Genomic DNA, 23,697 nt, shown 5'->3' on the forward strand with positions numbered 1-23,697 from the left:
GTTTTAGTTAATTCAAATCAAAAATTCTTCCCTTGACCAAATCCCGCGGACATACCGTTGTTGAGCAATGGTTTAAAGATAAAAAGTGGAAATGGGCGGCTTTTCAGAAGGAGGCCGCTGCGGCTTATCTGGCGGGGAAAAGTGGCTTGGTGAATGCGCCTACGGGCAGCGGAAAGACCTACTCGCTTTGGCTGCCGATACTGATCAGGCATATCAATTCGCTTCCGAAAAAGCCTCTCAAAACAAAAAAAGGGCTGCAAGTACTTTGGATTACGCCGCTTCGTGCGCTTTCGAAGGACCTTTTTCGGAACATGGAAATGGCGGCGCTTGAAATGAACCTCACGTGGCGGGTGGGCATACGTACGGGCGACACAGGTACGCGCGAGCGCAACGAACAGAAGCGGCAGATGCCCGATGCTCTCATTATCACGCCGGAGAGCCTGCATATGCTTTTTACGCAAAAAAATGCCTCCGAATTTTTCAAAAACCTGCATACGGTGGTTGTGGACGAGTGGCACGAGCTCATGGGCAGTAAGCGCGGCACGCAGACGGAACTTGCGTTGGCCAGGTTGCGAACCATCAACCCGGATTTGCAAACCTGGGGTATTTCCGCGACGATCGGAAATCTGGAAGAGGCGAAGAAGGTACTTCTGGGTATACGTTTTCCGGAAGAGAATTCGGTGATTATCAGGGCGAATACCGAAAAGAAAATCCTGGTCGAAAGTATCATTCCTGAAAGGGTGGAGACACTGCCGTGGTCGGGGTATATGGGGATCCGGCTGGTGGATAAGGTGGTGGAAGTGGTGAACAAGAGCCGCACGACGCTGCTTTTTACAAACACCCGGTCGGGAACGGAGATCTGGTACCGTACGATCATTGAGAAGTATCCCGAGTTTGCCGGTATTATGGCCCTGCACCACGCCTCGCTCGACCGCGAGATTCGCGATTGGGTGGAGGAGGCATTGCACGATGAGCGGTTGAAACTGGTCATTTGCACGGCCAGTCTTGACCTGGGAGTCGATTTTCGACCGGTGGACACGGTTATTCAGGTGGGAAGTCCCAAAAGCATTGCGCGGTTCGTACAGCGTGCGGGGAGGAGCGGGCACCAGCCTGGCGTCGATAGTAAAATCTATTTTTGTCCCACCAATGCGTTGGAACTGATCGAGGCCGTATCGTTGCGGGAGGGCGTGATCAAAAATATGATCGAGGACCGGCCGCCGGTTGCTCATGCGTTTGATGTACTGGCTCAATGGATGATCACGCTGGCGGTGGGCGAGGGGTTTGATGAAGCGACGCTTTTTGAAGAGGTTCGGAACGCATATGGTTATCAGTATCTGAATCGGGAGGAATGGGAGTGGCTTTTGGGGTACATTACCACGGGTAGCTCGTCGCTGACGGTTTATGACGAATACAAGAAAGTAGAACGCGTGAATGGCCGCTACGTGGTCACCAGCCGGCGTATTGCGCACAGGCATTTGCTGAGCATGGGCACAATCGTGTCGGAGGTTTCGCTGAAAGTGAAGTTGCAGAGCGGCAAATACCTGGGAGCGGTAGAGGAATCATTTGTAACTTGGATGAAGGCAGGCGACGTGTTCTTCTTCGCGGGAATGAGCGTGGAATTTGTACGAATCCATGAAATGACCGTGACGGTCAAAAAGGCCGAGGGGAAAAAAGGGTATCTCGTCCGCTGGGTAGGTGGGCGGATGCCGCTGTCGTCCCAACTCTCGGCATTTATCCGCGAGCGCCTCGCCGACGCGATAGAAAATCCGCATAAGGAAGTGGAACTGGCCAAAATGCAGCCGCTGCTCGAATTGCAGGAAAAACGCTCGGTCATTCCCAAAACCAATGAACTGCTGATCGAGCAATGCGAAACCCGTGAGGGATATCATATCTTTATATTTCCGTTCGAAGGGAGGCTGGTGCACGAGGGGATGTCGATTTTACTGGCCTATCGCATTAGCCAGCTGCGGCCGATCACGTTTTCGGTAGCGATGAACGATTACGGTTTTGAGTTGTTAAGTGATCAGTATGTCGACCTGGCCGAAATCCTGGGTGAAACAGATCTGTTCTCGACCAAACATCTCGTCGATGACATTTACCAGAGCGTGAATGCGACAGAGATGGCGAAGCGGAAGTTCCGGGAGATTGCCGCTATCGCCGGACTGATGTTTCAAGGGTACCCGGGCAAGTATGTCAAAACGAGGCAATTACAAGCGTCAAGTTCATTGCTTTTCAATGTGATGAGTAAGTATGAGGACAACAACTTGCTCATAAAACAGGCATATCAGGAAGTACTAACCTACCAACTTGAAGAGGTACGCATGCGGGAGGCGCTTGCGCGGATCGAACACCAGAAAATAGTGATACAAAACACCGACAGACCGACGCCATTCTCGTTCCCGATTATGGTCGACAGGCTTCGGGAACAATTAACTTCGGAAAAGCTGGACGACAGGATTCAGCGAATGATCAAACAGTACGGTAATGCAGATTGAGATCAGAGGCAACCATTTTATATTATTGACGCAGCGGGCGATTTTTTGGGAGGAAACGCAAACATTACTGATCGGAGACCTGCATTTAGGGAAAATAACGCATTTCAGAAAAGAAGGCATAGCTATTCCGCACAACGCCGCTGCCAACAACTTCGAGCGGCTCGATGAGCTGGTCCGGCAAACCGGGGCTACCCGTATCATTTTTCTCGGCGATCTTTTCCACGCCGAATACAATGCAGAATGGGAAACCTTCCGCGAATGGCGAGCCGCGCATCACTACATTGAAATGATCATCGTCATGGGTAATCACGACGTCCTGCCGGTAAGTCTGTTGCTGGAATGTGATTTACAGGTATATGTAAATGATTATGAGGAAGATGTATTCATATTTACGCACCATCCCAGAGTAGAATTCGATATCTCCAAATTCGTTTTCGCAGGCCACGTACACCCGGTTTTCACTTCTTACGGAAAAGGCCGGCAGAGCGTGCGGCTACCTTGTTTCGTCATTGATAAGTATCAGGCCATTCTCCCTAGCTTCGGCGTGTTCACCGGGGGGTATCTAATGGGGCTTGCCGACGATCGTAAGATCTATATTACCACTGAGACCCGGGTTTTTTCTGTTTGTTAGTGGTTGATTTTTAGGTTATTATGTCAAAACTGGAAAAATATGGAATCGGATTCCATATTTTTCCAGTTTTGTCTATTTTTGATGTATGATAGATAGAATTGCTGCATCAAAAATTGAGCAATTGGCAGCCACATTCAAATCTGTGGCTGTTACCGGACCGCGGCAGTCCGGCAAAACGACATTAGCAAAGTCATTGTTTCCTGAAAAAGCGTACTTATCTCTCGAAAACCCGGACGTTCGACGGTTTGCATTAGAAGATCCTCGTGGGTTTCTGTCAAGGTATCAATCGGGGGCCATTTTTGATGAAGTACAGCGGGCGCCCGAGCTGTTTTCCTATTTACAGGAAATCCTGGATGACTCGCCAGAACCGGGCCGTTTTATCCTCACAGGTTCCAATAACTTTCTATTGCAGCAAAACATCTCGCAAACCCTGGCTGGTCGCGTTGCTATTCTTAACTTGTTGCCGTTCAGCACCGAGGAGCTTTACAGTGAAGTAAGCAATGTGCCGGATGAAAACCAGCTTATATTCAAAGGGCTATACCCGCCGATTTACGAGCCTGGAATCCCGCCGGAAGATTGGTTTCCCAACTATTTGCGGACTTACATTGATCGCGATGTGCGGCAAATCAAAAACATTACCGATCTCATCGTATTTGAAAGGTTCATACGACTCCTCGCCGGACGGAATGGGCAGGAATTGAACCTGACTTCTCTTGCAGTCGACACAGGTGTGGACACGAAAACCATCCAGTCCTGGATAGGCATTCTGGAAAGTAGTTTTATCATTTACCTCCTGCGGCCGCATTACAAAAATTTTAATAAGACGCTTATCAAGCGCCCCAAGGTATATTTTTACGATACCGGGCTGGTTTGTTCGCTGCTTGGCATTTCCAATGTGGAACAGTTACCGTTACATCCGTTGCGCGGCGCACTCTTTGAATCGCTGGTGGTTACTGAACTCGTGAAGCAACGGACGAATGCCGGTAAGCCCGTCAACCTTTACTATTGGCGCGACAAAACCGGGCATGAGGTTGACATTATAATTGATAATGGCCTTTCACTAGTTCCTGTCGAGATTAAAGCCGGAAAGACAGTTAACAACGAGTTTTTCGGCAATATCGCCTATTGGAACAAATTGAGCGGCGCGACGAAGGGCTACATCGCCTACGCCGGGAATCAGATCGAAGAGCGTTCGAATGGCATCACCGTTCTGAATTGGTTTGAGTTGTTAAAACGGGGTGTGTAACGTCTTTTGCGCAAAGAAGGCTCCATCCGGAGCAATCCGAAATAGATCATAAGCCCTCAGCTAACCGCCGCCTGCGCAGGTTGGGTTTTCACCTTCAAATGCTTGCTGATCACCCTGATCAATTCTTCTGCTCTGAAAGGCTTTGTGACAAACCCGCTGAAATTGCAGGCGGCTATTTCGGGGGTCTTTTCGGCGAAAGTGTCGGCTGTGAGGGCGATTACCGGCACGTGCCGGTGCCTGGGGTAGGAGCTCTGGATTTTTTTCATGGCCGTTACACCATCCATGACCGGCATTTGAATATCCATCAAAATCAGGTCGAAATCGGCGGTTTCGAGGGCGTGCAGCACTTCCTTGCCATTATTACAAATCACAAACTCCGCTTCCCATTTGTTGAGCAGATGTTTGAGCAGGATCTGGTTTGCCAGGATATCTTCGGCGGCCAGAATGCGGTAACCTTTCAGTGATAATGTCGCAGGGGCGTTCGTCTTTTCTTCCTCATACGAAGTGCTACCCTTCCCGAAATTCAGCACTACCGTAAATGTGCTGCCTTCTCCAAGCGTGCTGCTGGCAGAAATGGAGCCGTTCATGAGCTCGGTGATTTTTCGGGTAATGCTCAACCCCAGGCCGGTACCTCCGAAATTACGCGCGGCGTTGTTGTTGTGAGCTTGCGAAAAACTGTCGAAAATGACACTGAGGTTGTCTGCCGAAATGCCTATTCCTGAGTCGGACACGACTATTTGGAGATCGATATTGTCGCCGTAGTCGTGTGCGAGTTCCACAGCGACCTTTACAAAACCGCCTTCCTCTGTGAATTTAATGGCATTACCGATCAGATTGACCATGATCTGATTCAGCCGGTAAGGATCGCCCATCACAATTTGCGGGACTTTGTCGCTGCAATCGAATGTAAAATCGATGGATTTTTCCCTGGCCCGGATTTCAAAGGTTTTCATCAGATACCCAAGCTTCTCGCGGAGGTCGAACTCGAAGTTTTCCAGCCCGAATTTCCCGGCTTCAATTTTCGAGAAATCAAGAATGTCGTTCAGGATAACCAGCAGATTGTCAGCAGAGTATTTAATCGTGTTCAAATGCTCCTGCTCCTCTCCCGTGAAACCGCTCAACAGTAGCAGGTCCGTGAATCCAATGATCGCATTCATCGGCGTGCGGATCTCATGGCTCATAGTGGAAAGGAAGTCGGATTTGATACGCGTCGCTTCCTCAGCGTGCCTTTTGGCCTGGATCAGTTCCCGTTCGGCTATTTTGCGCGAAGTAATGTCGATCGCCGTGCCCAGTACTTCCTGCACCCGCCCTCTCGCATTTCTTTTAAAAGGTACTTCACGGGTGATGATCCAGATTTCCGAGCCATCCTTGTGTTTCAGCCTGAACTCCTTTTCCACGACTTCCCCGTCCTTCACGCGGTACCGCATATGGTTGTAATGCTCGCGGAAAGTGTGCTGGTCCTGCTCGTTGATGATTCGGGCAAGGCCTTTGCGGGTGTCGGTTTCAACTTCGCATTCCGAGTAACCCAATATCTTCCATATCTGTTTGTTATGGAAAATATTGGTCCATTTCTCGATGTCGATTACATAAATGATATTTGGAGAAAGAAGCGCTACTTTATTGATAAATTCTTCTTTTTCAGCCAATTCGTGCTCAGCTACTTCCCGGCCTTTTTCCATTTCGAGCATCTGGCTCATGGTGTGGAAAGCCTTGGTCAGCTTTTCGGGGGTAACTTCCGATTTGGGGAAATAGTCGAGAGCACCTGCTTTCATCATTTCAACGGCGAGGCGCTCGTCGCCATGCGATGTGAGCACGATCACCGGCAGGTGCGGGGCGCGCTCCTTGACGGTTTTCAGAAGTTCCAGACCGTTGGTTTTAGGAAGCTGATAATCGAGAAAAATACAGCCGGGCGTCCAGACATCGAGCATCTGGAGCGCCTCTTCCGCGTATTTGGATATTCTAACCTCCCCTATTTCCACCTGCGCCCTGCCGATGGCACGGTTCAGTTTCATAGCGTCGATATCGTCGTCTTCAACAAGCAGGATGGATAAAGGAGGCATAAATGATGGCTAATAGTGGTGAATGAATCCTACTGAGGATATTCGCAGAGTGTCCAGTAGCTGTTCAGCGTGGAAACCGCTGCAATGAACCGGTCCATCGACAACGGTTTGAGAATGTACCCGGCCACGTTCAGGTTAAACGCTTCGATCTTGTCGCTGTCTTCATTGGAAGTAGTCATCACGAACACCGACAACGAGGCGAGCGACGGGTCCTGCCTGATTTCTTTCAGAAATTCGATACCGCCCATTTTGGGCATGTTGAGGTCCAGCAATACAATTTTCGGTCTGGGATAATCCAGCGTTTCGGAACGGAGCAACGCCAATGCTTCAATGCCGTTGGATGCGACGACGAGTTGGTTGGAAATATTGTTCTTCTTGAATGCCCGCTTGACATTCATCACATCAACTTCGTCATCTTCTACGAGGAGTATGGTCATCGGGACAGGATTGGTAAAGGACATTTCGTTAAAATTGAATTTATAGTTAAAATGGGTTATCCGACACTACTGGATGTCTTTTGCTTCGTTTTTGGGCCAGGTAAAAAGAAATGTGGTTCCTTCGCCCATGACCGTTTCAATTCTTATTTTGCTGTGCTTTTCGTCTAGAATTTTCTTTACAATGGCGAGGCCCACGCCGGTGCTTTCCACCTCGTCGCGGGCTTGGAGCGTCTGGAAAATCACGAATATGCGCTCGTGGAATTCAGGGCTGATGCCGGGGCCATTATCGCCCACGTAAAATTCGAATTGATTGCCGAGATCTTTCCAGCCGATAGTGATTGTGATCTCCGCCTTGTCATTGTACTTAATCCCGTTTGAAATCAGGTTTTGCAGGATTTGCGTCAATGCTATTTTCTCGGCCTCGATTTCTGTATTTGGCTCTCCCTCGATCCGGAACGAAAGCGGTTTTTTTGTACTGAACGATTCACAAAGTTCATCTACCAGGCTTCTGATCTGAAATTTCTCCTTTACGGTTTTGATCCGCCCTGCCCGTGAATAGGACAAAATACCGTTGATCAGGTTCTCCATCCGGTGTACTCGCCCGCGCAGGAGCCTGAACTGATCCTTGGTTTCGCCTTCGAGCATATCGGCAATATCCTCTTCAATCCACTCCGAAAGGTTATTGATCGCCCGCAGCGGTGCTTTCAGGTCGTGGCTCACGACGTAGGCAAACTGGTCGAGTTCAGCATTGATGCGTTCCAGGTCGCGGGTGTAGGATTTTAGCTTGGTTTCGGCCGTTACGCGTGCTGTTACATCCGAGAGCGTGCCAGTGAAGCCGATATGTGTGCCATTGGCATAATAGGGGCTTAGTGAAGCGCCCAGCCATTTTTCCTGCCCGTCGGCGGTGAAAATGCGAAGTGTTTCCTCCTTTGCCTGGGTTTCATTATTAAGTATTTCAACCAGTTTTTCCCTGGATTCGAGCGGGGGTAGAAAGCCTGCAAAACGCTGGCCCAGGCTGGCAGCCACAGGGTAGCCCGTAATGCTTTCCCATGCCTGGTTGAGATAGGTAAAGTTGCCCTCGCGGTCCAGTTGTACCAGCACCTCCGAAATGCTGCCCACTACTTCTTCTAATCGTTTGCTGGTAAGAGCGGCTTCTTCCGTCTTTTCCTGCGCAATGCGGCTCAGTTCGCGGTTGGCTTTAAAAAGCTCACCGGAACTTTGTTCCAGTATCAGCTCCATCCGCGTCAGATCGTCCTGGTATTCTGTATATGCCTGATTAACAGCCATCAGGAAGTCCTGCATGTCGGGGTGCTCGGCAAGATCGGGAGGTAGTGATTTCCTGATTTGTCGTTTTAAGAGGCGGTGGTAATTGGTTTCGGTTAGTTCGAGCGTTTGCATCGGTTATTCGCGGAAAGTGGTAATGGTCATGGTTTGGTTATGCAGCTCGCACAACGAATCACGGTTGAATGGCGCCAGCTCGCCGTAGGAGTAAAAACCCGTCATAACCGGACCTTCCAATACTTCGGAGACGGATTCCACTTCTTCTTCCACCATTTGTTTTAAAACCAGCTTACGTCCGACGCAGCTCACCAGAATAGCAAATTCGGCATGGCTATCCAAGGCCCTTGCGGCTTCCTGGGCCGCTTCTTCAGCCCCGTTGATCAGCCGGTCGTTATTCGCTTTCATCAATCTCACAAACGAGCCCTCCGGAATGTCTCCCGCGAATGTCAGGCTCTTTTCATCTTCGTTGATCCCCAATATCGTCCGTACCACCGGTGCACGGTCCTCATTATCGCGCATACTCAGCGGAAAAAGCAGGCCCGACGCGGGCAATTCCTTCGCTTTATCGCCCAGGAACGATTTATAGAGGTCGAGCGCCGGCTCGCCGTCGATTTCATAAAGGATATTGTCTTTGGAACGCGTTACGCGTCTGTCGAGCCCAAAGCTGTCCCAGCCGCCGCGTGAGCCGTATCCGATCGAAAGCTTTTCACCATAAAAGCCAATAGCTGCCACACTTTCTGTTGCGACTTTTCCATCGGGCTCAATAATTATCGTACGGGCGAAATGTGAGCCGTCGCCGGCCAGGCCGCCGGTAATCGTGGCGCCGTCGGTCAACCCTTCCGTCATGCCTTTTACGAGGTCGGTGCCATTTACTTTGAGGCCGTCGGAAACGACGAACACGTGTTTCAGGCCTTTGGCCGGAAGTTGGGAAACGAGCTGTTTGCCCGCTTCCGAGCTGTCGAAATCAATATCTTCAAGACTGATTTTAGAGCTTTTGACCGAAACATCATCGAATGCGATACCCGTAACAATGATGGTATGCTCCCTTACCGACTCATTGGCGATTTCCCCGGCGGTAGAACATCCGGAAAAAACAGCATCGGGATATTGCAACGCGAGCTGGTGCGAAATTCCCGTTGTTTCAAGCAGTTCCCGGTCGCCGAAAATGAACAGCAACTGCGGGGAAAACGAAAACGGGATTTCAGAGGGACTATCCGAATAGATAAACTGTTCAATCTGCATAGATACAGGTGGTTGCGGCTTTATAAATCGATCTACAATTTACATAAAACTTTTGAGAACGAATTATTTTTACGCTTCACGCTGCACCGCCGTGATATATCGGTTTTTGCTACGAAATAGATGGAAACGAAATCCCCTTGATTTTACGGAATAGTTCTACCGCATAGAGGTCTGTCATGCCCGACACAAAATCGAGGACAGTCTGTATGCGGGAATAGGAGTCCGTTTTTGTGGTGATGAATTGCTTGGGAATCAGGTCGACCAGCTTTCGGGTATAATGGGAGTTATTGTTGAGATAAGCCGGTACAAATTCTTCCAGCAGCCCGCCCATTACTTTATAACCCGCTACTTCGATTTGCACCACCGACGAGTAATTGTAGATCTTCTGGATCGAAATCCGCTCGATCTCCTTCATCGCTGAGCGGTGCGGTTCGGGAATCCGGTCGATCAGGCTTGCATTGAAATCACCATTCAGGATTGTTTCCTGCTCATTGATAAACAGTTCCGAGCAAGCGCCGATTAACGTGCTGATCGATTTGGCCCGCAGCAGGCCTATTTTAGCATCGTCATCGTCGATATCCGCCAGGCGGGCAGGCATTCGGGCATCGTTGCACAATGCAAGCAGCAAAGCCTCCACTTCCTGATAGGATAGGATTTTGAGTCGGTGCGCGTCTTCCAGATCGATGATATTGTAACAAATATCGTCCGCGGCCTCAACCAGGTACACCAGCGGATGCCTTTTGTATACCAACGGCGCTTCGGAAACCTGCGATAAGCCCAGTTCAGAAGCTATTTTCTGAAAACCGGCCTGTTCCGACTGGAAGAAACCGTATTTTTTGGTATAAATATTCGCTTTCCTGTGCCCGGCAAGTGCTTCACAGGGATATTTGGCAATGGCTGCCAATGTAGAGTAGGTCAATGCAAAGCTGCCGTAACCCTTACCCGCATACGGGTGCGTGAGAATGCGGATTGCATTGGCGTTACCTTCAAAATGCGTCAGATCGGCCCATTGCGCTTCGCTGACGTCGTTTTGGTATTTCAAACCATCGCCGTCCGTAAAGTAATGCGAAATGGCAGCCTCGCCCGAGTGCCCGAATGCGGGGTTGCCCAGGTCATGCGCGAGGCACGCGGCCGAAACGATATTACCGATCTCGCTGATCAGCGGCAACGCGTCGTCGACCTGATGATTTTCAGTTTTCAGATGGTTATAAAATATCCGTCCGAGCGATTTGCCTACACTGGCTACTTCGAGGCTGTGGGTAAGTCGGTTATGGACGAAAATGCTTCCGGGAAGGGGGAAAACCTGCGTTTTGTTCTGCAAACGGCGGAAGGGCGAGGAAAAGATCAGCCGGTCGTAATCGCGCTGGAACTCCGAGCGGGCCTCGGTCGGATCGGAATTGTATTTGTCTTCGCTGCCCCAGCGTTTGGCCGACAGCAATTGTTCCCACTTCATCATATTGATCTCAAATAAACGGCAAAACTAATGGCTTTCGGCGAAAATGTGCAGGGAAAGACCCGTAATGCAGATTTCAGGTAGAAACCGGCGCTGCGCGGGCTTTTAATGGAGTCATTAATAGGGATTTATTTCAAACCGGAACAATATGAAAAAGCTAGTAGGATGTTTGCTTTTGGGGATCGCGAACCTTTTGAGCGGTACAGAGGCGTCGGCCCAGAAGAATGAAGAGCTGGCCCACGAAATGCGCGACGCCGTAACCACATTCCTCAAAGTGCTCACTCCCGAGCAGCGCCAGGAAACCGAACTTCCCTATGCCGACCTGGCCCGTTTCGACTGGAATTTTACACCTCGTGCCCGTAAAGGCATTACCTTCAAAACCCTGACCCCTGCCCAGCGCAAAGTCGCGATGGCGATGGTGCGCGTGGTACTCAGCCAGGAGGGGTACAGTAAGGCCGAGCAGATCATCGACCTGGAAAATGTATTGCGGGTTGTAGAAACGCGCCCTGCCAACGACACCTACCGCGATCCGGAAAATTATGCATTCCTGGTGTTCGGTACGCCTGGCAATGATCCCTGGGGATGGCGGATGGAGGGGCACCATTTGTCGCTCCATTTCTCGTCGATTGACAATCAGGTAACTTACACGCCCAGTTTTTTCGGAAGCAATCCCGGGCAGGTAATGGCGGACGTACCGCAAAAAGGCAAGCGAATACTCAAAGCCGAGCAAGATCTGGCATTCGACCTCCTGCATACCCTAGATGCCTCCCAGCTCGACAAAGCAAACCTCGGTGCGAAAGCGCCCAACGAAATATTCACGTCTAATGCCAGAAAAGCCTCCCTCGCCAAAATGGAAGGCATTGCCATGGGAGAGCTGAATGCGAACCAAAAAGCGGCATTCAAAAAACTGATTATGGCCTATCTGCAACGCTACCACGTGATCCTTAAAAACCAGCAATGGGCCGAACTCGAAAAGAACGGCCTCGACAAAATTCATTTCGCCTGGCTTGGCGACCAGCAACCCGAAATCGGTACCGGTCACGGGCATTACTACCGCATCCATGGCCCCACGTTCCTTATCGAATTTGATAATACGCAGAATGGCGGGAACCATATTCACTCGGTGGTACGGGATCTGACGAGTGATTTTGGGGAAGATTTGTTGCAGGCGCATTATGAGGCGGGGCATAAGAAGGCCCCCTGAATCCCCCTTTTGTAGGGGGACTTTGCTAAGTAAGCAGGTTCCTCTCGACACGGCCACCACCCTTCAGGGCTGGGGCTGAAAGACTAACGATCAAAACACACTATCACCATGATGCACGAAGGAGCCAAACCCATCTTGTTTCAAAGAGCACAGGATCTGAGAAAGCGAGAAACCGAGGCAGAGAAAATTCTCTGGGAAAAACTAGCCAACAAACAACTTGGGGTCAAGTTTAGAAGACAGCATCCATTGTACCGCTTCATCGTAGATTTCTATTGTCATGAATTACGGCTTGTAGTCGAACTAGATGGCTCGATACACGATCTCGCGGAACAGGCAGACTATGATGAATTACGAACGATGCTGATTAATCAATTGGATATCAAAGTAATCCGATTCAGGAACGACGAGGTTTTTGACGACCTAGACAAAGTTCTTGAAACGATCCGGCAACATATTCCTTCCCGATCGTAAATTTGAGCATGACACCGCACCGCTACTTTATCATTAACAAGCCACAAAACATGGTCTCGCAGTTCGTCAGCTCGCATGATGTGCGGTTGCTGGGAGCGCTTGATTTTGAATTTCCGGAAGGGACGCATGCTGTGGGACGGCTGGACAGCCTTTCGGAAGGCCTGCTGATCCTTACGACCAATAAAAAAGTAACCAATCTGCTTTTTCTGGGTGAAGTGCCGCATAAGCGCAAATATTGGGTGAATGTCGGTCACGTTGTGCCGCCGGAAACGGTGGAGCTTTTACGCACGGGCATTCCCATCCGCATCAAAGGTGGCGGCTATTACATTACAGCGCCCTGCGAGGTCGAAATCATCGACCGGCCCGCGATTTTAAGCAAACATAAAAACGAAACCCAGCCCGATGTACCTAACACCTGGCTGAGTATTACGCTCACAGAAGGTAAATATCACCAGGTGCGTAAGATGGTGCGGGAGGCTAACCACCGTTGCAGGCGCCTTATCCGTGCGAGTATCGAGGACTTGGAATTGGGCGATCTGCCGCCGGGCGGAGTGAAGGAGATCGAAGAGGAGACGTTTTTCAGATTGTTGAAAATAGAAAACTGGAAGTCAGCGATTTCGTCCGACGATTTTCTGTTGGAGCCGTCCATCGAAAATCCGGCTTGTTAGTTGTGGGTAGCATTAGTTTTAATCCACATTCACATTAAACTGATCGCGTCATGAATCTCATTGGAAACATTATCTGGCTTATTTTCGGCGGATTTGTCGTTTTTCTCGAATATATGGCCGCCGGGCTCGCGCTTTGCCTGACTATCGTCGGCATTCCGTTCGGGATCCAGTGTTTCAAAATAGGTATTATGACGCTCTTCCCCTTCGGCCAGCATGTGCGGGAGGTACCGGGTGACTCGGGGTGTTTATCGACTATCTTCAACATCGTCTGGATTTTCCTTGGCGGAATCTGGATTGCACTTACGCATTTGGTTTTCGGGATTTTACTTGCGATTACCATAATAGGTCTGCCGTTTGCAAAACAGCATTTCAAGCTCATGAGCCTCTCTTTTGCTCCGTTTGGAAAAGAAATTTATTCATGAAAGCGATTGTCATCACCGAGCCCGACGCGCCGGAAGTCCTGCAAATCCGGGAACGCGAACGGCCCCGGCCAACCGCTTCCGAAGTCCTGATTAAGGTATATGCAGCGGGTGTAAACCGCCCCGACGTTTTCCAGAGAAAGGGTAACTATCCGCCTCCGCCCGGCGCCCCGCAGGACATTCCGGGACTGGAGGTAGCCGGTGTGATCGAAGAAACAGGTGCAGATGTGACCGGGTGGAAGGTCGGGGATCGTGTGTGTGCGCTGCTCGCGGGCGGAGGCTACGCGGAGTATGCACCCGCACAGGCGGCGCATTGCCTGCCTATACCTGCGAGTATGGACTACGCACAGGCGGCCTCCTTACCCGAAACAGTGTTCACCGTTTGGCATAATGTATTTCAAAGAGGACGATTACAGGCGGGAGAGCGCTTTCTGGTGCACGGCGGCAGTAGTGGTATAGGTATTACCGCTATTCAGTTGGGCAAGGCATTCGGCGCAAAAGTGTTTGTAACGGCAGGCTCGGACGAAAAATGCGCAGCCTGCAATGCACTGGGGGCCGATATTAGTATTAATTATAAAACCTCCGATTTTGAAGAAGTATTGAAAAAGCTGGGACTGGACGTGATCCTCGACATGGTCGGCGGTGATTATATTCCGAAAAACCTGCGATTATTACAGGAAGAAGGCCGTCTGGTTTTTATCAACACAATGAAAGGCAGCAAAGTGAAAGGTGCCGATGAGGTGGATTTCGGCCTGATTATGCGGAAGCGCCTGACCGTCACCGGCAGCACGCTGCGTAACCGCGATTGTGCCTTCAAAGCCGCATTAACCTCCGATATTCAAAAAAATGTGTGGCCGGTTTTGGAACAAGGACTCTTCAAACCGGTGATTGCACAGACATTTCCGATGACCGAAGCCGCAAAAGCACACGCATTAATGGAAACCAGTGATCACATCGGCAAGATTATTCTGCTGAATGAATGGTCGTGAGCCGGTCGTTGAGGATATTTGAAATCTGGTCGGCCTGGGCGTAAACCATCAGATGCCCCCCGCCTTCAATAATGATATCCGGTTTCACGATAATGATCGGGATAAGCTTGTCGGCTGTTCCGTGGATGTGGAAGAGATTCTCCACGCGCTCCTTGCGCTTCCAGCCGCTCATACGCGTCAGTGCCCATTTCAGAAACTTACTGTCGGTATTGTGCAGGATCTGTTTGAGCAGCTTTTTCAACTCAGGCGTGTCCGCACCGAAATAGCTGTAAGTGATTCGGTTGGCCGATTTCAGTAACGGTGCCGACAATGGCGACGCCAGCAAAAACTTGATCATTACCTGGTAAAACTTCGAGAGCGGAACGCCGGTTGACATACTCGAAATGAGCGTTACTTGCTGCGGACAGGCGATATCCGCAATTTCCGAAGCAATAACCCCGCCGAAAGACAGGCCTACCAATTGAAAAGGTTGAGAGGTGTCGATCTGCTTGCTTAGACGGGCGGCATAATGCTGTAATGACTCTTTTTTCTGCGGTCTGACCCATTTGATATACTTCACATTCAACCTCGGATCGAGTTTCAACTTGGTAAAAACCCGCTCGTCGGCGCCGAGGCCACTGATAAAATACACATTCATTTTCTTCGCAGAAACGTCTGTTGCAGCGCTATCGGTGGCGCTTTTAGCCGTGGGGCCCGAAAACGAAAGTAAAGCCAATAGAAAACAGGAGTTACGTATATCCGAAAACATGATGGAGTGCTTTCACTTGAATATACGAACTCCTGCAAAAATAGTGCCGCTATTTTGCAAAATTGAAACGCACGCCGCCCATTAGCCAGCGGCCGGGCATTACCGAGCCCAGGATGTCGCTGTATTGCTTGTCGAAGGCATTGTCGGCCTGGACGAAAATGCCCAGTTGGCGTTTCAGGAAAGCATATTCGGCTTTGGCGTTGAGTATAAAGTAGTTTTTTGAAACAGAAGCTTCGATGGCCGACGCTTCACGCTCTGCCCGCTTTTTGTACAAGCCATTAACACTGACTGAAAACCCGCCGATCTGATAAATGGCCGAGAAATTAGCGAGGAATTCGGCGTGTGAAGAAAGGTAAAATGACTGAATCTGGCTTTTGTTGTCGCTGTCGAGCCAGGTAAGACCTGCATTGACGAGCAATTTCTGGTTGTCGGAAATAGTATTCGCCGATTGGATATCGAGCTCGAAACCGGTGGTGTTCACCTCGGCGATGTTCAATGCGAGGCCGAATGTGCCGGTAGGCAAGAGGTTATCCTTGCGGGGCATTTGCGCATAGGGGGTGGTCACGTAATCGATCAGGTCTTTCTGGCGACGTTGGAAAAATGTACCCGAAACTTTGAGTTGTGCGGCAGGGCTGCTGGTAAGGAACCAGTCGGCACCGGCTTCGTAGCTGAACGAGCGCTCGGCTTTCAGGTCGGGGTTGCCGACGCTGCCGCCTGTAACAAGTTTCTTCGCGTAGTTGTTGAAGCGTTCGGTGAAGTCGGCGTCGCGGATGGTTCTACCGGCACTTGCACGCAGTTGCCAGGCCGCTTTTTTATAAGACAAATTAACTTGGGGCGAAACCTCGGTACCAATGCTTTCGCGCCAGTCCATACGCACGGAAGGCGTCACGGTAAAATTCTCACCGATATTCTGTACCACCGACACAAACGGCGCAAGCTGGTTCAGCGTATGGTTGCCACGGTCGTTGGATCTGATGTTACGCTGCTGAAAATTGACGCCGGCGATCAGGTTGGTACTTGAAGTAATACCCTGCTGCAACGTAGCGAGGCCCTGCCATAATTTTGATTTGCTGCTGTTGGCAATGGAATGCGGGTTAAAAAGGTAAGTGTCCTGTACCGATTTAAAGCCACCGTCGATCGAAAACGCTGTTCTGTTTTTCTGATAACCCAGTCTTACCTGGTTCCACGACATTTTCACTTTCTCGCTGGCCGTGTCGGATTTCAAAACGGTGTAGAAGTTCTGGGCCGCAAAATCGCGGTGGTCGTAAGAGCTGCGGACCGCTACGTTCCAGTTGGGTGAAATGGCATAGCTTAGAGACAGTGAGGCCGTATTGTTGTGGAAATAACCTTTAATACCGCGCTGCTGTACGCCGGAGGCATTGTTGGAAAGAAATCCTCCCGAAACCGCGAGCTTGTTGCGCTGCACAAATGCACCCACATTGGCATTGAACAACCCATATTCACCGGCACTAACACCGCCGTTTACTTGTGTTTTTTGTAGAGCATTACCATCCGTTGCGCCATTCAAACGCGCCGCAAATGTTTTGGAAATCACGTGAATTACCCCGCCCACGGCGTCGGAACCGTATAATGCCGAGGAAGCGCCTTTCAAAACCTCGATCCGATCGATCTCGGCGGCTGAAATAGGGATGTAGCTGTTGAAATGTCCGGTATTAGGATCATTGAGGCGAATACCGTCGAGAATGACAAGCACCTGTTGGAAAGTACCGCCGCGCAAAACAATATCGCTCTGCGAGCCCTGGGGCCCCCGAGCCTGTATTTCGACGCCCGGTACATACCGGAGCAGGTCGTCGATGCTATGCACCGGCAATTGCTGGAAATATTCACCTTTGATGACGGCAATATTACGGCCTGTTTGCGAAGCGCGCTTTTCAACGAGGGAGGAAGTGACCGTTACGGGGTCAAGTGATATTTCCTGTGCCAGGGCCAGGTTTGCGATGAGGGATAGTAAGAGGGTAATTGCGTAATGTTGCTTCATGGGGTATTGGTAACGATTGGTGTTTTTTTGACCGCCGACGGCCGACCGAGGACCGCCGATTGTCTGAATCCGACCATGGTTGGCGGCCATTTCTCAAACAAAACTACTATCTTGCCGGCCCGTTTATATGCTCCGGTTTAAATCTAATGAGTAGTCCGGTTGAAATACCATTCAAAAATGTGATCCTGCTGGACCGTGCGTCCGGGACACCTGTTTATTTACAAATTGCGCACCAGATGATCAACGCCATTCAACGTGGCGTGCTCGTGACGGGTGTGCAACTGCCTGGTACCCGCGCACTTGCGGAGATGCTCGATGTGCACCGAAAAACCGTGGTGGCCGCCTACAACGAACTCGACGCACAAGGCTGGATCGAAATGCTGCCGAACCGCGGAACTTTTGTGACCCGGAAAAGTCCGGTGGTAAGGGGCAGCGCATTGTCGGCGAATGTGAGCGATTTGAAGCAATACCCGCAGCAAACGGGCTTTGCGTTCGAGGAAAGCATGCTGCTCGACCGCCCGCTGTCGCTCTCGCGCGTGGATCTGGAATTCACCGATGGCCTGCCCGATGTCCGCCTCGCGCCCATGGACAAGCTCGCGAAGGCTTATTCCAGTGTTTTGAGAAGAAACAACAACCGGAAATACCTTACATACTCACACGTGGAAGGGAATATCTGGTTTCGCGAGCGGCTGGCGACCTATCTTAATAATACCCGTGGCCTGCATATCGGCGCGGAAAATATTATCACCACACGGGGCATTCAGATGGGAATTTACCTGGCATCAACGTTGCTGCTGAAAAAGGGCGATAACGTGGTAGTGGGTGATTTGAGTTATTACGTTGCTAATATGATCTTTCAACAGGCAGGTGCGAATATTCTTTCCGTGCCAGTGGACGACCAGGGTATTTCGGTGGAAGCCGTGCGCCAGCTTTGCGAACGCACGCCGATCCGGATGCTGTACATTACGCCGCACCATCACTACCCTACGACGGTGACGCTAAGCGCTGAGCGACGGGTGGAGCTGCTGAATTTGTCGGTAGAATATGGATTTATTATCCTGGAAGACGATCACGACTACGACTTCCATTACAATAGCAGTCCGGTATTGCCGCTGGCGAGTGCCGATGGAGCCGGAATGGTTGTTTATGTAGGTTCATTTTGCAAGGCGTTGGCACCGGGATTGCGCTCGGGCTACGTGGTCGCGCCGCAAAATTTGATCCGGGAGCTGGGCAAAATGCGGCGTATTATCGACCGGCAGGGCGATCTGATGATGGAACAGGCATTGGCGGAATTACTTGACGAAGGCGAAATCCAGCGGCATATCAAGAAGGCCCAAAAGGTTTACCACCAGCGCCGTGATTTGTTTACCGAACTGTTGGAATATGATTTTAAACCCTATCTGACATTCAAAGCCCCTCCGGGCGGTCTGGCGATCTGGACGGAATGGCGGCGCGACATTAACCTCATGCGTGTGAGCAAGGAGTGCCTGCGCGAAAACCTGCATTTACCGCAAACATTGCTGTTTCAGACCGGACGCCTCAGCGCGATGCGGCTGGGTTTCGGCAGCCTGGATGAGAAGGAGTTGCGGGAGGCTACTTCCATTTTGAAAGTGGCCTTGGAAAAGACCAGCTAATACAGCGGCTGCGGTTGGAATGCTGATTTATTCAATTAATTTGGAATAAATTCCTATTTCGTGCACTTCAACCTGACTTCCGCATGAACAAACGTACTTTCATTAAACTTTCATCCGCATTAATGACGGCTCCTTTACTTTCCCCGCTGAGCGGCTGGGCCAATGGCGACAAGCTCCGCAACTGGGCAGGCAACCTCGAATACAGCACCGAAAAGCTCGATTTGGTTAAAAATTTACAGCAGGTACAAGCAATTGTTAAGAAATATCCCAAACTGAAAGTGCTCGGTACGCGGCATTGCTTCAACGATATTGCGGATACCAAAGACCAGTTCATAACGGTCGTAGGCGCAGAAGAGCATATTGATTTGGATACCAAAAATAAAACCGTCACAGTGAATGGTGGGTTGAAATACGGCCAGCTGGCACCTTATCTCCATCAAAAGGGCTTTGCGTTACATAACCTGGCGTCGTTACCGCACATTTCCGTTGCGGGCGCGTGTGCTACGGCCACGCACGGGTCGGGCGAGAAGAATGGGAACCTCGCCACGGCTGTTTCGGGAATGGAAATCGTGACTGCGGACGGAGAGTTGGTGAAGTTGAACAGGGAGAAAGACGGGGAGAAATTCAATGCGGCGGTGGTACATTTGGGTGCGTTGGGTGTGGTGACAAAGGTGACACTGGACGTGCAGCCGACGTTTTTTATGGCTCAGGTTGTGTATGAAAATTTGCCTTTAAGCCAGTTGAAGGCGCATTTTGATGAGATAGAATCGAGAGGCGATAGCGTAAGCCTTTTTACAAACTGGGCTACGGAGGACATAACGGAGGTTTGGATAAAGTATAAGACGAATAGTGACAAGCCTTTGAAAACACGCCCCGACAAGGAGCTTTTCGGAGGAAAACTGGCTACCAAAAATCTCCATCCAATTCCCGAACTTTCGGCTGAAAACTGCACCGAGCAGATGGGCGTGCCGGGGCCGTGGTATGAGCGTATGCCGCACTTCAAAATGGGTTTTACGCCCAGCAGCGGGAAGGAATTGCAAACGGAATACTTCGTTCCGCGGAAGAATGCGGTGGATGCCATTTTGGCCATTTCAAAAATGGGCAGCCAAATCAGCCCGCATTTGTTTACATCTGAGGTAAGGACTATCGCGGCGGATAATCTCTGGCTGAGCCCGTGTTATAAACAGGATTCTGTGGCGATCCATTTTACCTGGAAGCAGGATTGGCCGGCTGTGAGTAAATTACTGCCTGTTATTGAAAAGGAACTGGCGCCGTTCAATCCGCGGCCGCATTGGGGGAAATTGTTTACCGTTTCGCCCGGTTTGCTGGAAAAACGGTACGAGAAACTGCCGGAATTCAGGGAGCTGGCAGCGCAGATGGATCCGAAAGGGAAATTTCGCAATGCGTTCCTGAATTTGAATGTATTTGCGAATTAAATAGCTGCGTAGAGCGTTTACTTAAACGTGACTCATCTTCCATAAGTAAACAAATACTTCTGATGGCTACCAAAACGAAGGCATTACCACCCGCTGGCGTGGACCTCACCGCCGACAAGATTACCGAGTTATACATGCATTACTGCCTGGAAAATCACAAGAAGCCGGAATCGGTTTACCTGTTTTCCAAGGAGCACGGTTTTGCGGAAAAGGATTTTTACAAGTTCTTCACTTCCATCGAATCGCTGGAAAGACGCGTTTTTGTGAGTTTCCATAACCTGGCCGTAAACCTGATTAACCAGAGCGGTGAGATCGACGGTGTCGGTTTTCGGGATAAGTTATTGGCTTACTACTTTACACTGGTTGAAATACTGACTGCCAACCGCAGCTACGTGGTTTTTGCATTAAAGGAAGAAAAGAATAGGCTGAACGGCATCCTGAAGCTGAAAGAGTTCCGCAATAGTTTTAAGGATTATATCCATGAAATCAGCGACGGTTACTTGAAAGCAAAAAGTGAACGCATTCGCAAGGCACAGCAGGACGCGCTGGAAGAAGGTGCGTGGATTCAGCTGTTACTCACATTGAAATTCTGGATCGACGATGAATCCGTAGGTTTTGAGAAAACGGACCTGTTCATCGAAAAATCGATCCGCGCTACGTTTGACCTGATCGATACAACGCCTCTGGAAAGCGTGATCGATTTCGGGAAGTTTTTGATTAAAGAAAAATTGAAGTAGGAATGGAGACAATTGATAGCATACCTACTTCCAAAATACGGCGTGCCACCCGGCTTATTTCGACAGGGGTCAAGATTGGGGGGAACTATCTGAAGTATTACGGTGAGAAGATTACCAGCCCTGAAACGGCACGGGATAATCTCAATAATAACAATGCAGAAGACATTTACGACAGCCTCAAAAGTTTGAAAGGCAGTGCGTTGAAGCTCGCTCAGATGCTGAGTATGGAGAAGAACTTCCTACCGCAGGCTTATGTCGAGAAGTTTTCGCTTTCACAATTTTCGGTACCGCCGCTTTCGGCTCCATTGGTGGTGAAAACTTTCAGGAAGTATTTCGGGAAGTCGCCGCTGGAACTGTTCGATACATTCAATCCGAATGCGATCAACGCGGCAAGCATTGGTCAGGTGCATAAGGCCGTGCATGAGGGTAAAGAGCTGGCAGTGAAAATCCAGTATCCCGGCGTGGCGGAAAGCATTTCCTCCGACCTCGCGCTGGTGAAGCCGATAGCGATGAAGATGTTCAATATCCAAGCCAAGGATTCGGATAAGTATTTCAAGGAGGTCGAAACGAAGCTGACCGAAGAGACGAACTACATTCTCGAAATAGCCAATAGCACCGAAATCGCCGAGGCTTGCGAGCATATCCCGAATCTCCGTTTTCCGAAATATTACCCCGAATTTTCGAGCGAGCGCGTGATCACGATGGATTGGATGAGCGGTCAGCATTGGTCGGAGTTTTGCAAAACGAATCCCGACCAGGACACATCCAATAAGATAGGGCAGGCATTATGGGATTTTTATATGTTCCAGGTGCATCAGCTTCGCAAAGTCCACGCGGATCCGCATCCGGGGAATTTCCTGATTGATGAAAACGACAATTTGATCGCCATCGATTTTGGTTGTATCAAAGAGATTCCCGAGGATTTCTACATCCCGTATTTCGAGCTCGCCGAACCTGAAAACCTGAATAATCCCGCGATTTTCCACGCCAAGCTGGTTGAACTGGAAATCCTCACGGAGAGGGATACTCAGGCGGAAACGATCTATTTCTCTAATCTTTTCAGAGAAATACTGGCATTGCTCACACAGCCGTTCCAGGCCGAGACTTTTGATTTTTCGGATGAAGAATTCTTCCTGAAACTAGCTGCATTGGGCGAGAAATATGCCAATGATAAAGAGCTGCGTAAAATGAATATGAACCGTGGCTCGAAACATTTTATTTACATCAACCGCACGTTCTTCGGGCTGTTCAGCCTGCTGCATGACCTTAAAGCGGTGGTGGATACCAAGCAATTTGTAAGCTGACACCAATCATAACCGGTCGTGGATCTTTCACGACTGGTTTTCTTCTTCCGACTTCCCATTATCATCGCCGGTCGCCGGGTCGCCTGCCGCCGGATCGCCGGTCGCCGGATCGCCTGCCGCCGGGTCGCCGGTCGCCGTTTTTTTCAGGTTCACGAAACGGAACAGGTTGTTGTTGGCCTGCTCGGGCGTTTGGTCGCCGAGTAGAATGCCCCACGGTTCGAGCCCCGGTACGCGGTCGAAAATCACTTTCATCATGGCAATCACCGGGATTGAGAGGAACATCCCCGACAATCCCGCAAGCGCGCCGCCCACGAGCACGCCCACGATCGATACCAGCGCATTGATCCGTACCTTCGAGCCTACAATGAATGGTACCAGGAAATTGTTATCAATCACCTGCACGGCTATAAATACCCCCACAACCCCCAACAGCACATCGATTTCAGGGTGGCTGATGAACGTCACCATGACTGCCAGCGCCGTCGCAACGAGGCCGCCGATGTAGGGGACCAAGTTGAGAATCGCGGCCATTACACCCAATAGAATCGCATATTGTACATTCAGGATCAGCAATCCCGCGGAATTGAGGACTGCTACTGCCGTCGTTTCCAGCAGGAGCCCCACCATGTAGCTCTGAATAATGGATTTGATCTGTCCCAGTATTTCCAGTACGCGCTGCTTTTGCTCTTCTGCGAAAAGCACGACGGTGAAATGGATCAGCATAGCACGGTAGTAAAGCAGCAGGAAGGTGTAAATGGGAATGAGTACCAACGTGCCCAGTGGGCCGGTTACTACGCCAAGTGTTTCTGGTCCCTGGAATGTCTCGAGCGTTTTGCTTTGGGCATTTTTCAAATACTCGGCTTGCTGGCGGTAGCTCAGGCTGTACTCGCGCCGGATCCACCGTCGTGCGTCGCGGTAAAAGAGGTCGATGTTCCTTTTAAGCTTTGGCCATTCGTCGGAGAAGTCGGCCAGCTGCATGGAAATAAGCACTGTTACTGCCGAAACGACGAGGATTGCGATCAACAGTGCCAGTGTGATCGAAAGCAGTTTCGGAATCCCGATTCGGATAAACACCCTTTCGAGCGGTCGGAGCAATACGGCCAGCAATCCGGCTAGGGCCAGCGGTACAATAATATCCTGCCCAAGAAAAATCGCGAGCATAATGATACCAATCGCGAGGAGAGTCAGGGAGAGTTTTTGGTAGAAGGGTTGTGGGGCGGTGGTGTTCACGTTGCGTTTAATG

Annotated in this window: 20 protein-coding genes; 12 read left to right on the forward strand and 8 right to left on the reverse strand. The window is 50.3% G+C overall.

What is annotated here, in order from left to right:
- Positions 1-32: 32 nt before the first annotated feature.
- The 3 genes from CLV60_RS29735 to CLV60_RS29745 all read left to right on the forward strand — a co-directional run bounded on the left by CLV60_RS29735 (position 33) and on the right by CLV60_RS29745 (position 4,372).
- Positions 33-2,495, forward strand: coding sequence for a ligase-associated DNA damage response DEXH box helicase (locus CLV60_RS29735; RefSeq protein ID WP_229211190.1), 2,463 nt, complete (start codon positions 33-35; stop codon positions 2,493-2,495).
- On the forward strand, positions 2,485-3,126 hold the full coding sequence (gene pdeM / locus CLV60_RS29740) for a ligase-associated DNA damage response endonuclease PdeM (RefSeq protein WP_106599053.1): 642 nt from the start codon (positions 2,485-2,487) through the stop codon (positions 3,124-3,126). Before CLV60_RS29735 ends, pdeM begins: the two co-directional genes overlap by 11 nt.
- A gap of 121 nt (positions 3,127-3,247) precedes the next feature.
- Positions 3,248-4,372, forward strand: coding sequence for an ATP-binding protein (locus tag CLV60_RS29745; protein WP_229211191.1), 1,125 nt, complete (start codon positions 3,248-3,250; stop codon positions 4,370-4,372).
- A gap of 56 nt (positions 4,373-4,428) precedes the next feature.
- Here the strand turns inward: CLV60_RS29745 and CLV60_RS29750 are convergent, their stop codons facing one another.
- The 5 genes from CLV60_RS29750 to CLV60_RS29770 form a co-directional block, all read right to left on the reverse strand.
- Positions 4,429-6,432 carry a response regulator gene (locus tag CLV60_RS29750; protein WP_106599055.1) on the reverse strand — a complete coding sequence of 668 codons (2,004 nt, stop codon included), beginning with the start codon at positions 6,430-6,432 and terminating at the stop codon, positions 4,429-4,431.
- Between the two features lie 29 nt (positions 6,433-6,461).
- Complete coding sequence (locus tag CLV60_RS29755; protein ID WP_310589407.1) at positions 6,462-6,869, reverse strand: response regulator; 408 nt, start codon at positions 6,867-6,869, stop codon at positions 6,462-6,464.
- A gap of 66 nt (positions 6,870-6,935) precedes the next feature.
- Positions 6,936-8,267 carry a sensor histidine kinase gene (locus CLV60_RS29760; RefSeq protein ID WP_106599057.1) on the reverse strand — a complete coding sequence of 444 codons (1,332 nt, stop codon included), beginning with the start codon at positions 8,265-8,267 and terminating at the stop codon, positions 6,936-6,938.
- 3 nt (positions 8,268-8,270) lie between these two features.
- A complete protein-coding gene (locus tag CLV60_RS29765) occupies positions 8,271-9,392 on the reverse strand; it encodes an FIST signal transduction protein (RefSeq protein WP_106599058.1) in 1,122 nt (373 codons plus the stop codon).
- A gap of 109 nt (positions 9,393-9,501) precedes the next feature.
- The gene (locus CLV60_RS29770) at positions 9,502-10,848 is read right to left on the reverse strand and encodes a deoxyguanosinetriphosphate triphosphohydrolase (RefSeq protein ID WP_106599059.1); all 1,347 of its coding nucleotides are present in this window, start codon (positions 10,846-10,848) and stop codon (positions 9,502-9,504) included.
- Between the two features lie 145 nt (positions 10,849-10,993).
- On the opposite strand from CLV60_RS29770, the gene CLV60_RS29775 reads away from it, so the two are divergent.
- The 5 genes from CLV60_RS29775 (at position 10,994) to CLV60_RS29795 (ending at position 14,596) form a co-directional block, all read left to right on the forward strand.
- Positions 10,994-12,049 (forward strand): DUF3500 domain-containing protein, encoded by a 1,056-nt coding sequence (locus CLV60_RS29775; RefSeq protein WP_106599060.1) that lies wholly within the window; start codon positions 10,994-10,996, stop codon positions 12,047-12,049.
- 108 nt (positions 12,050-12,157) lie between these two features.
- Positions 12,158-12,520, forward strand: coding sequence for an endonuclease domain-containing protein (locus tag CLV60_RS29780; RefSeq protein ID WP_106599061.1), 363 nt, complete (start codon positions 12,158-12,160; stop codon positions 12,518-12,520).
- Between the two features lie 8 nt (positions 12,521-12,528).
- Positions 12,529-13,188 (forward strand): pseudouridine synthase, encoded by a 660-nt coding sequence (locus CLV60_RS29785; protein ID WP_211302293.1) that lies wholly within the window; start codon positions 12,529-12,531, stop codon positions 13,186-13,188.
- Positions 13,189-13,238: 50 nt separating this feature from the next.
- Positions 13,239-13,610: a YccF domain-containing protein gene (locus CLV60_RS29790; protein WP_106599063.1), complete on the forward strand. Its 372-nt coding sequence runs from the start codon at positions 13,239-13,241 to the stop codon at positions 13,608-13,610.
- Positions 13,607-14,596 (forward strand): NAD(P)H-quinone oxidoreductase, encoded by a 990-nt coding sequence (locus tag CLV60_RS29795; RefSeq protein WP_106599064.1) that lies wholly within the window; start codon positions 13,607-13,609, stop codon positions 14,594-14,596. The genes CLV60_RS29790 and CLV60_RS29795 overlap by 4 nt, the downstream gene beginning before the upstream one ends.
- On the opposite strand, the gene CLV60_RS29800 is transcribed toward CLV60_RS29795, so the two are convergent.
- Positions 14,571-15,344 carry an alpha/beta hydrolase gene (locus CLV60_RS29800; protein WP_106599065.1) on the reverse strand — a complete coding sequence of 258 codons (774 nt, stop codon included), beginning with the start codon at positions 15,342-15,344 and terminating at the stop codon, positions 14,571-14,573. The two genes, CLV60_RS29795 and CLV60_RS29800, sit on opposite strands and share 26 nt — an antisense overlap.
- 49 nt (positions 15,345-15,393) lie before the next feature.
- Positions 15,394-17,343: a TonB-dependent receptor plug domain-containing protein gene (locus tag CLV60_RS29805; RefSeq protein WP_106599114.1), complete on the reverse strand. Its 1,950-nt coding sequence runs from the start codon at positions 17,341-17,343 to the stop codon at positions 15,394-15,396.
- Positions 17,344-17,489: 146 nt separating this feature from the next.
- Between CLV60_RS29805 and pdxR the strand changes: the two genes are divergently transcribed.
- The 4 genes from pdxR (at position 17,490) to CLV60_RS29825 (ending at position 22,454) form a co-directional block, all read left to right on the forward strand.
- Entirely contained in the window at positions 17,490-18,977 is a 1,488-nt protein-coding gene (gene pdxR / locus CLV60_RS29810; RefSeq protein WP_106599066.1) for a MocR-like pyridoxine biosynthesis transcription factor PdxR, read from the forward strand.
- Positions 18,978-19,060: 83 nt separating this feature from the next.
- Positions 19,061-20,413: a D-arabinono-1,4-lactone oxidase gene (locus tag CLV60_RS29815; protein ID WP_106599067.1), complete on the forward strand. Its 1,353-nt coding sequence runs from the start codon at positions 19,061-19,063 to the stop codon at positions 20,411-20,413.
- A 62-nt stretch (positions 20,414-20,475) separates the two neighbouring features.
- Positions 20,476-21,150, forward strand: coding sequence for a TetR family transcriptional regulator C-terminal domain-containing protein (locus CLV60_RS29820; protein ID WP_106599068.1), 675 nt, complete (start codon positions 20,476-20,478; stop codon positions 21,148-21,150).
- A 2-nt stretch (positions 21,151-21,152) separates the two neighbouring features.
- Positions 21,153-22,454 (forward strand): ABC1 kinase family protein, encoded by a 1,302-nt coding sequence (locus tag CLV60_RS29825; RefSeq protein ID WP_106599069.1) that lies wholly within the window; start codon positions 21,153-21,155, stop codon positions 22,452-22,454.
- A gap of 27 nt (positions 22,455-22,481) precedes the next feature.
- Here CLV60_RS29825 and CLV60_RS29830 read toward each other — a convergent pair whose 3' ends face one another.
- Positions 22,482-23,684, reverse strand: a complete 1,203-nt coding sequence (locus tag CLV60_RS29830) for an AI-2E family transporter (RefSeq protein WP_229211192.1) — start codon at positions 23,682-23,684, stop codon at positions 22,482-22,484.
- Positions 23,685-23,697: the final 13 nt, after the last annotated feature.

Origin of the sequence: Dyadobacter jiangsuensis (assembly GCF_003014695.1) — a bacterium.
GTDB lineage: Bacteria > Bacteroidota > Bacteroidia > Cytophagales > Spirosomataceae > Dyadobacter > Dyadobacter jiangsuensis.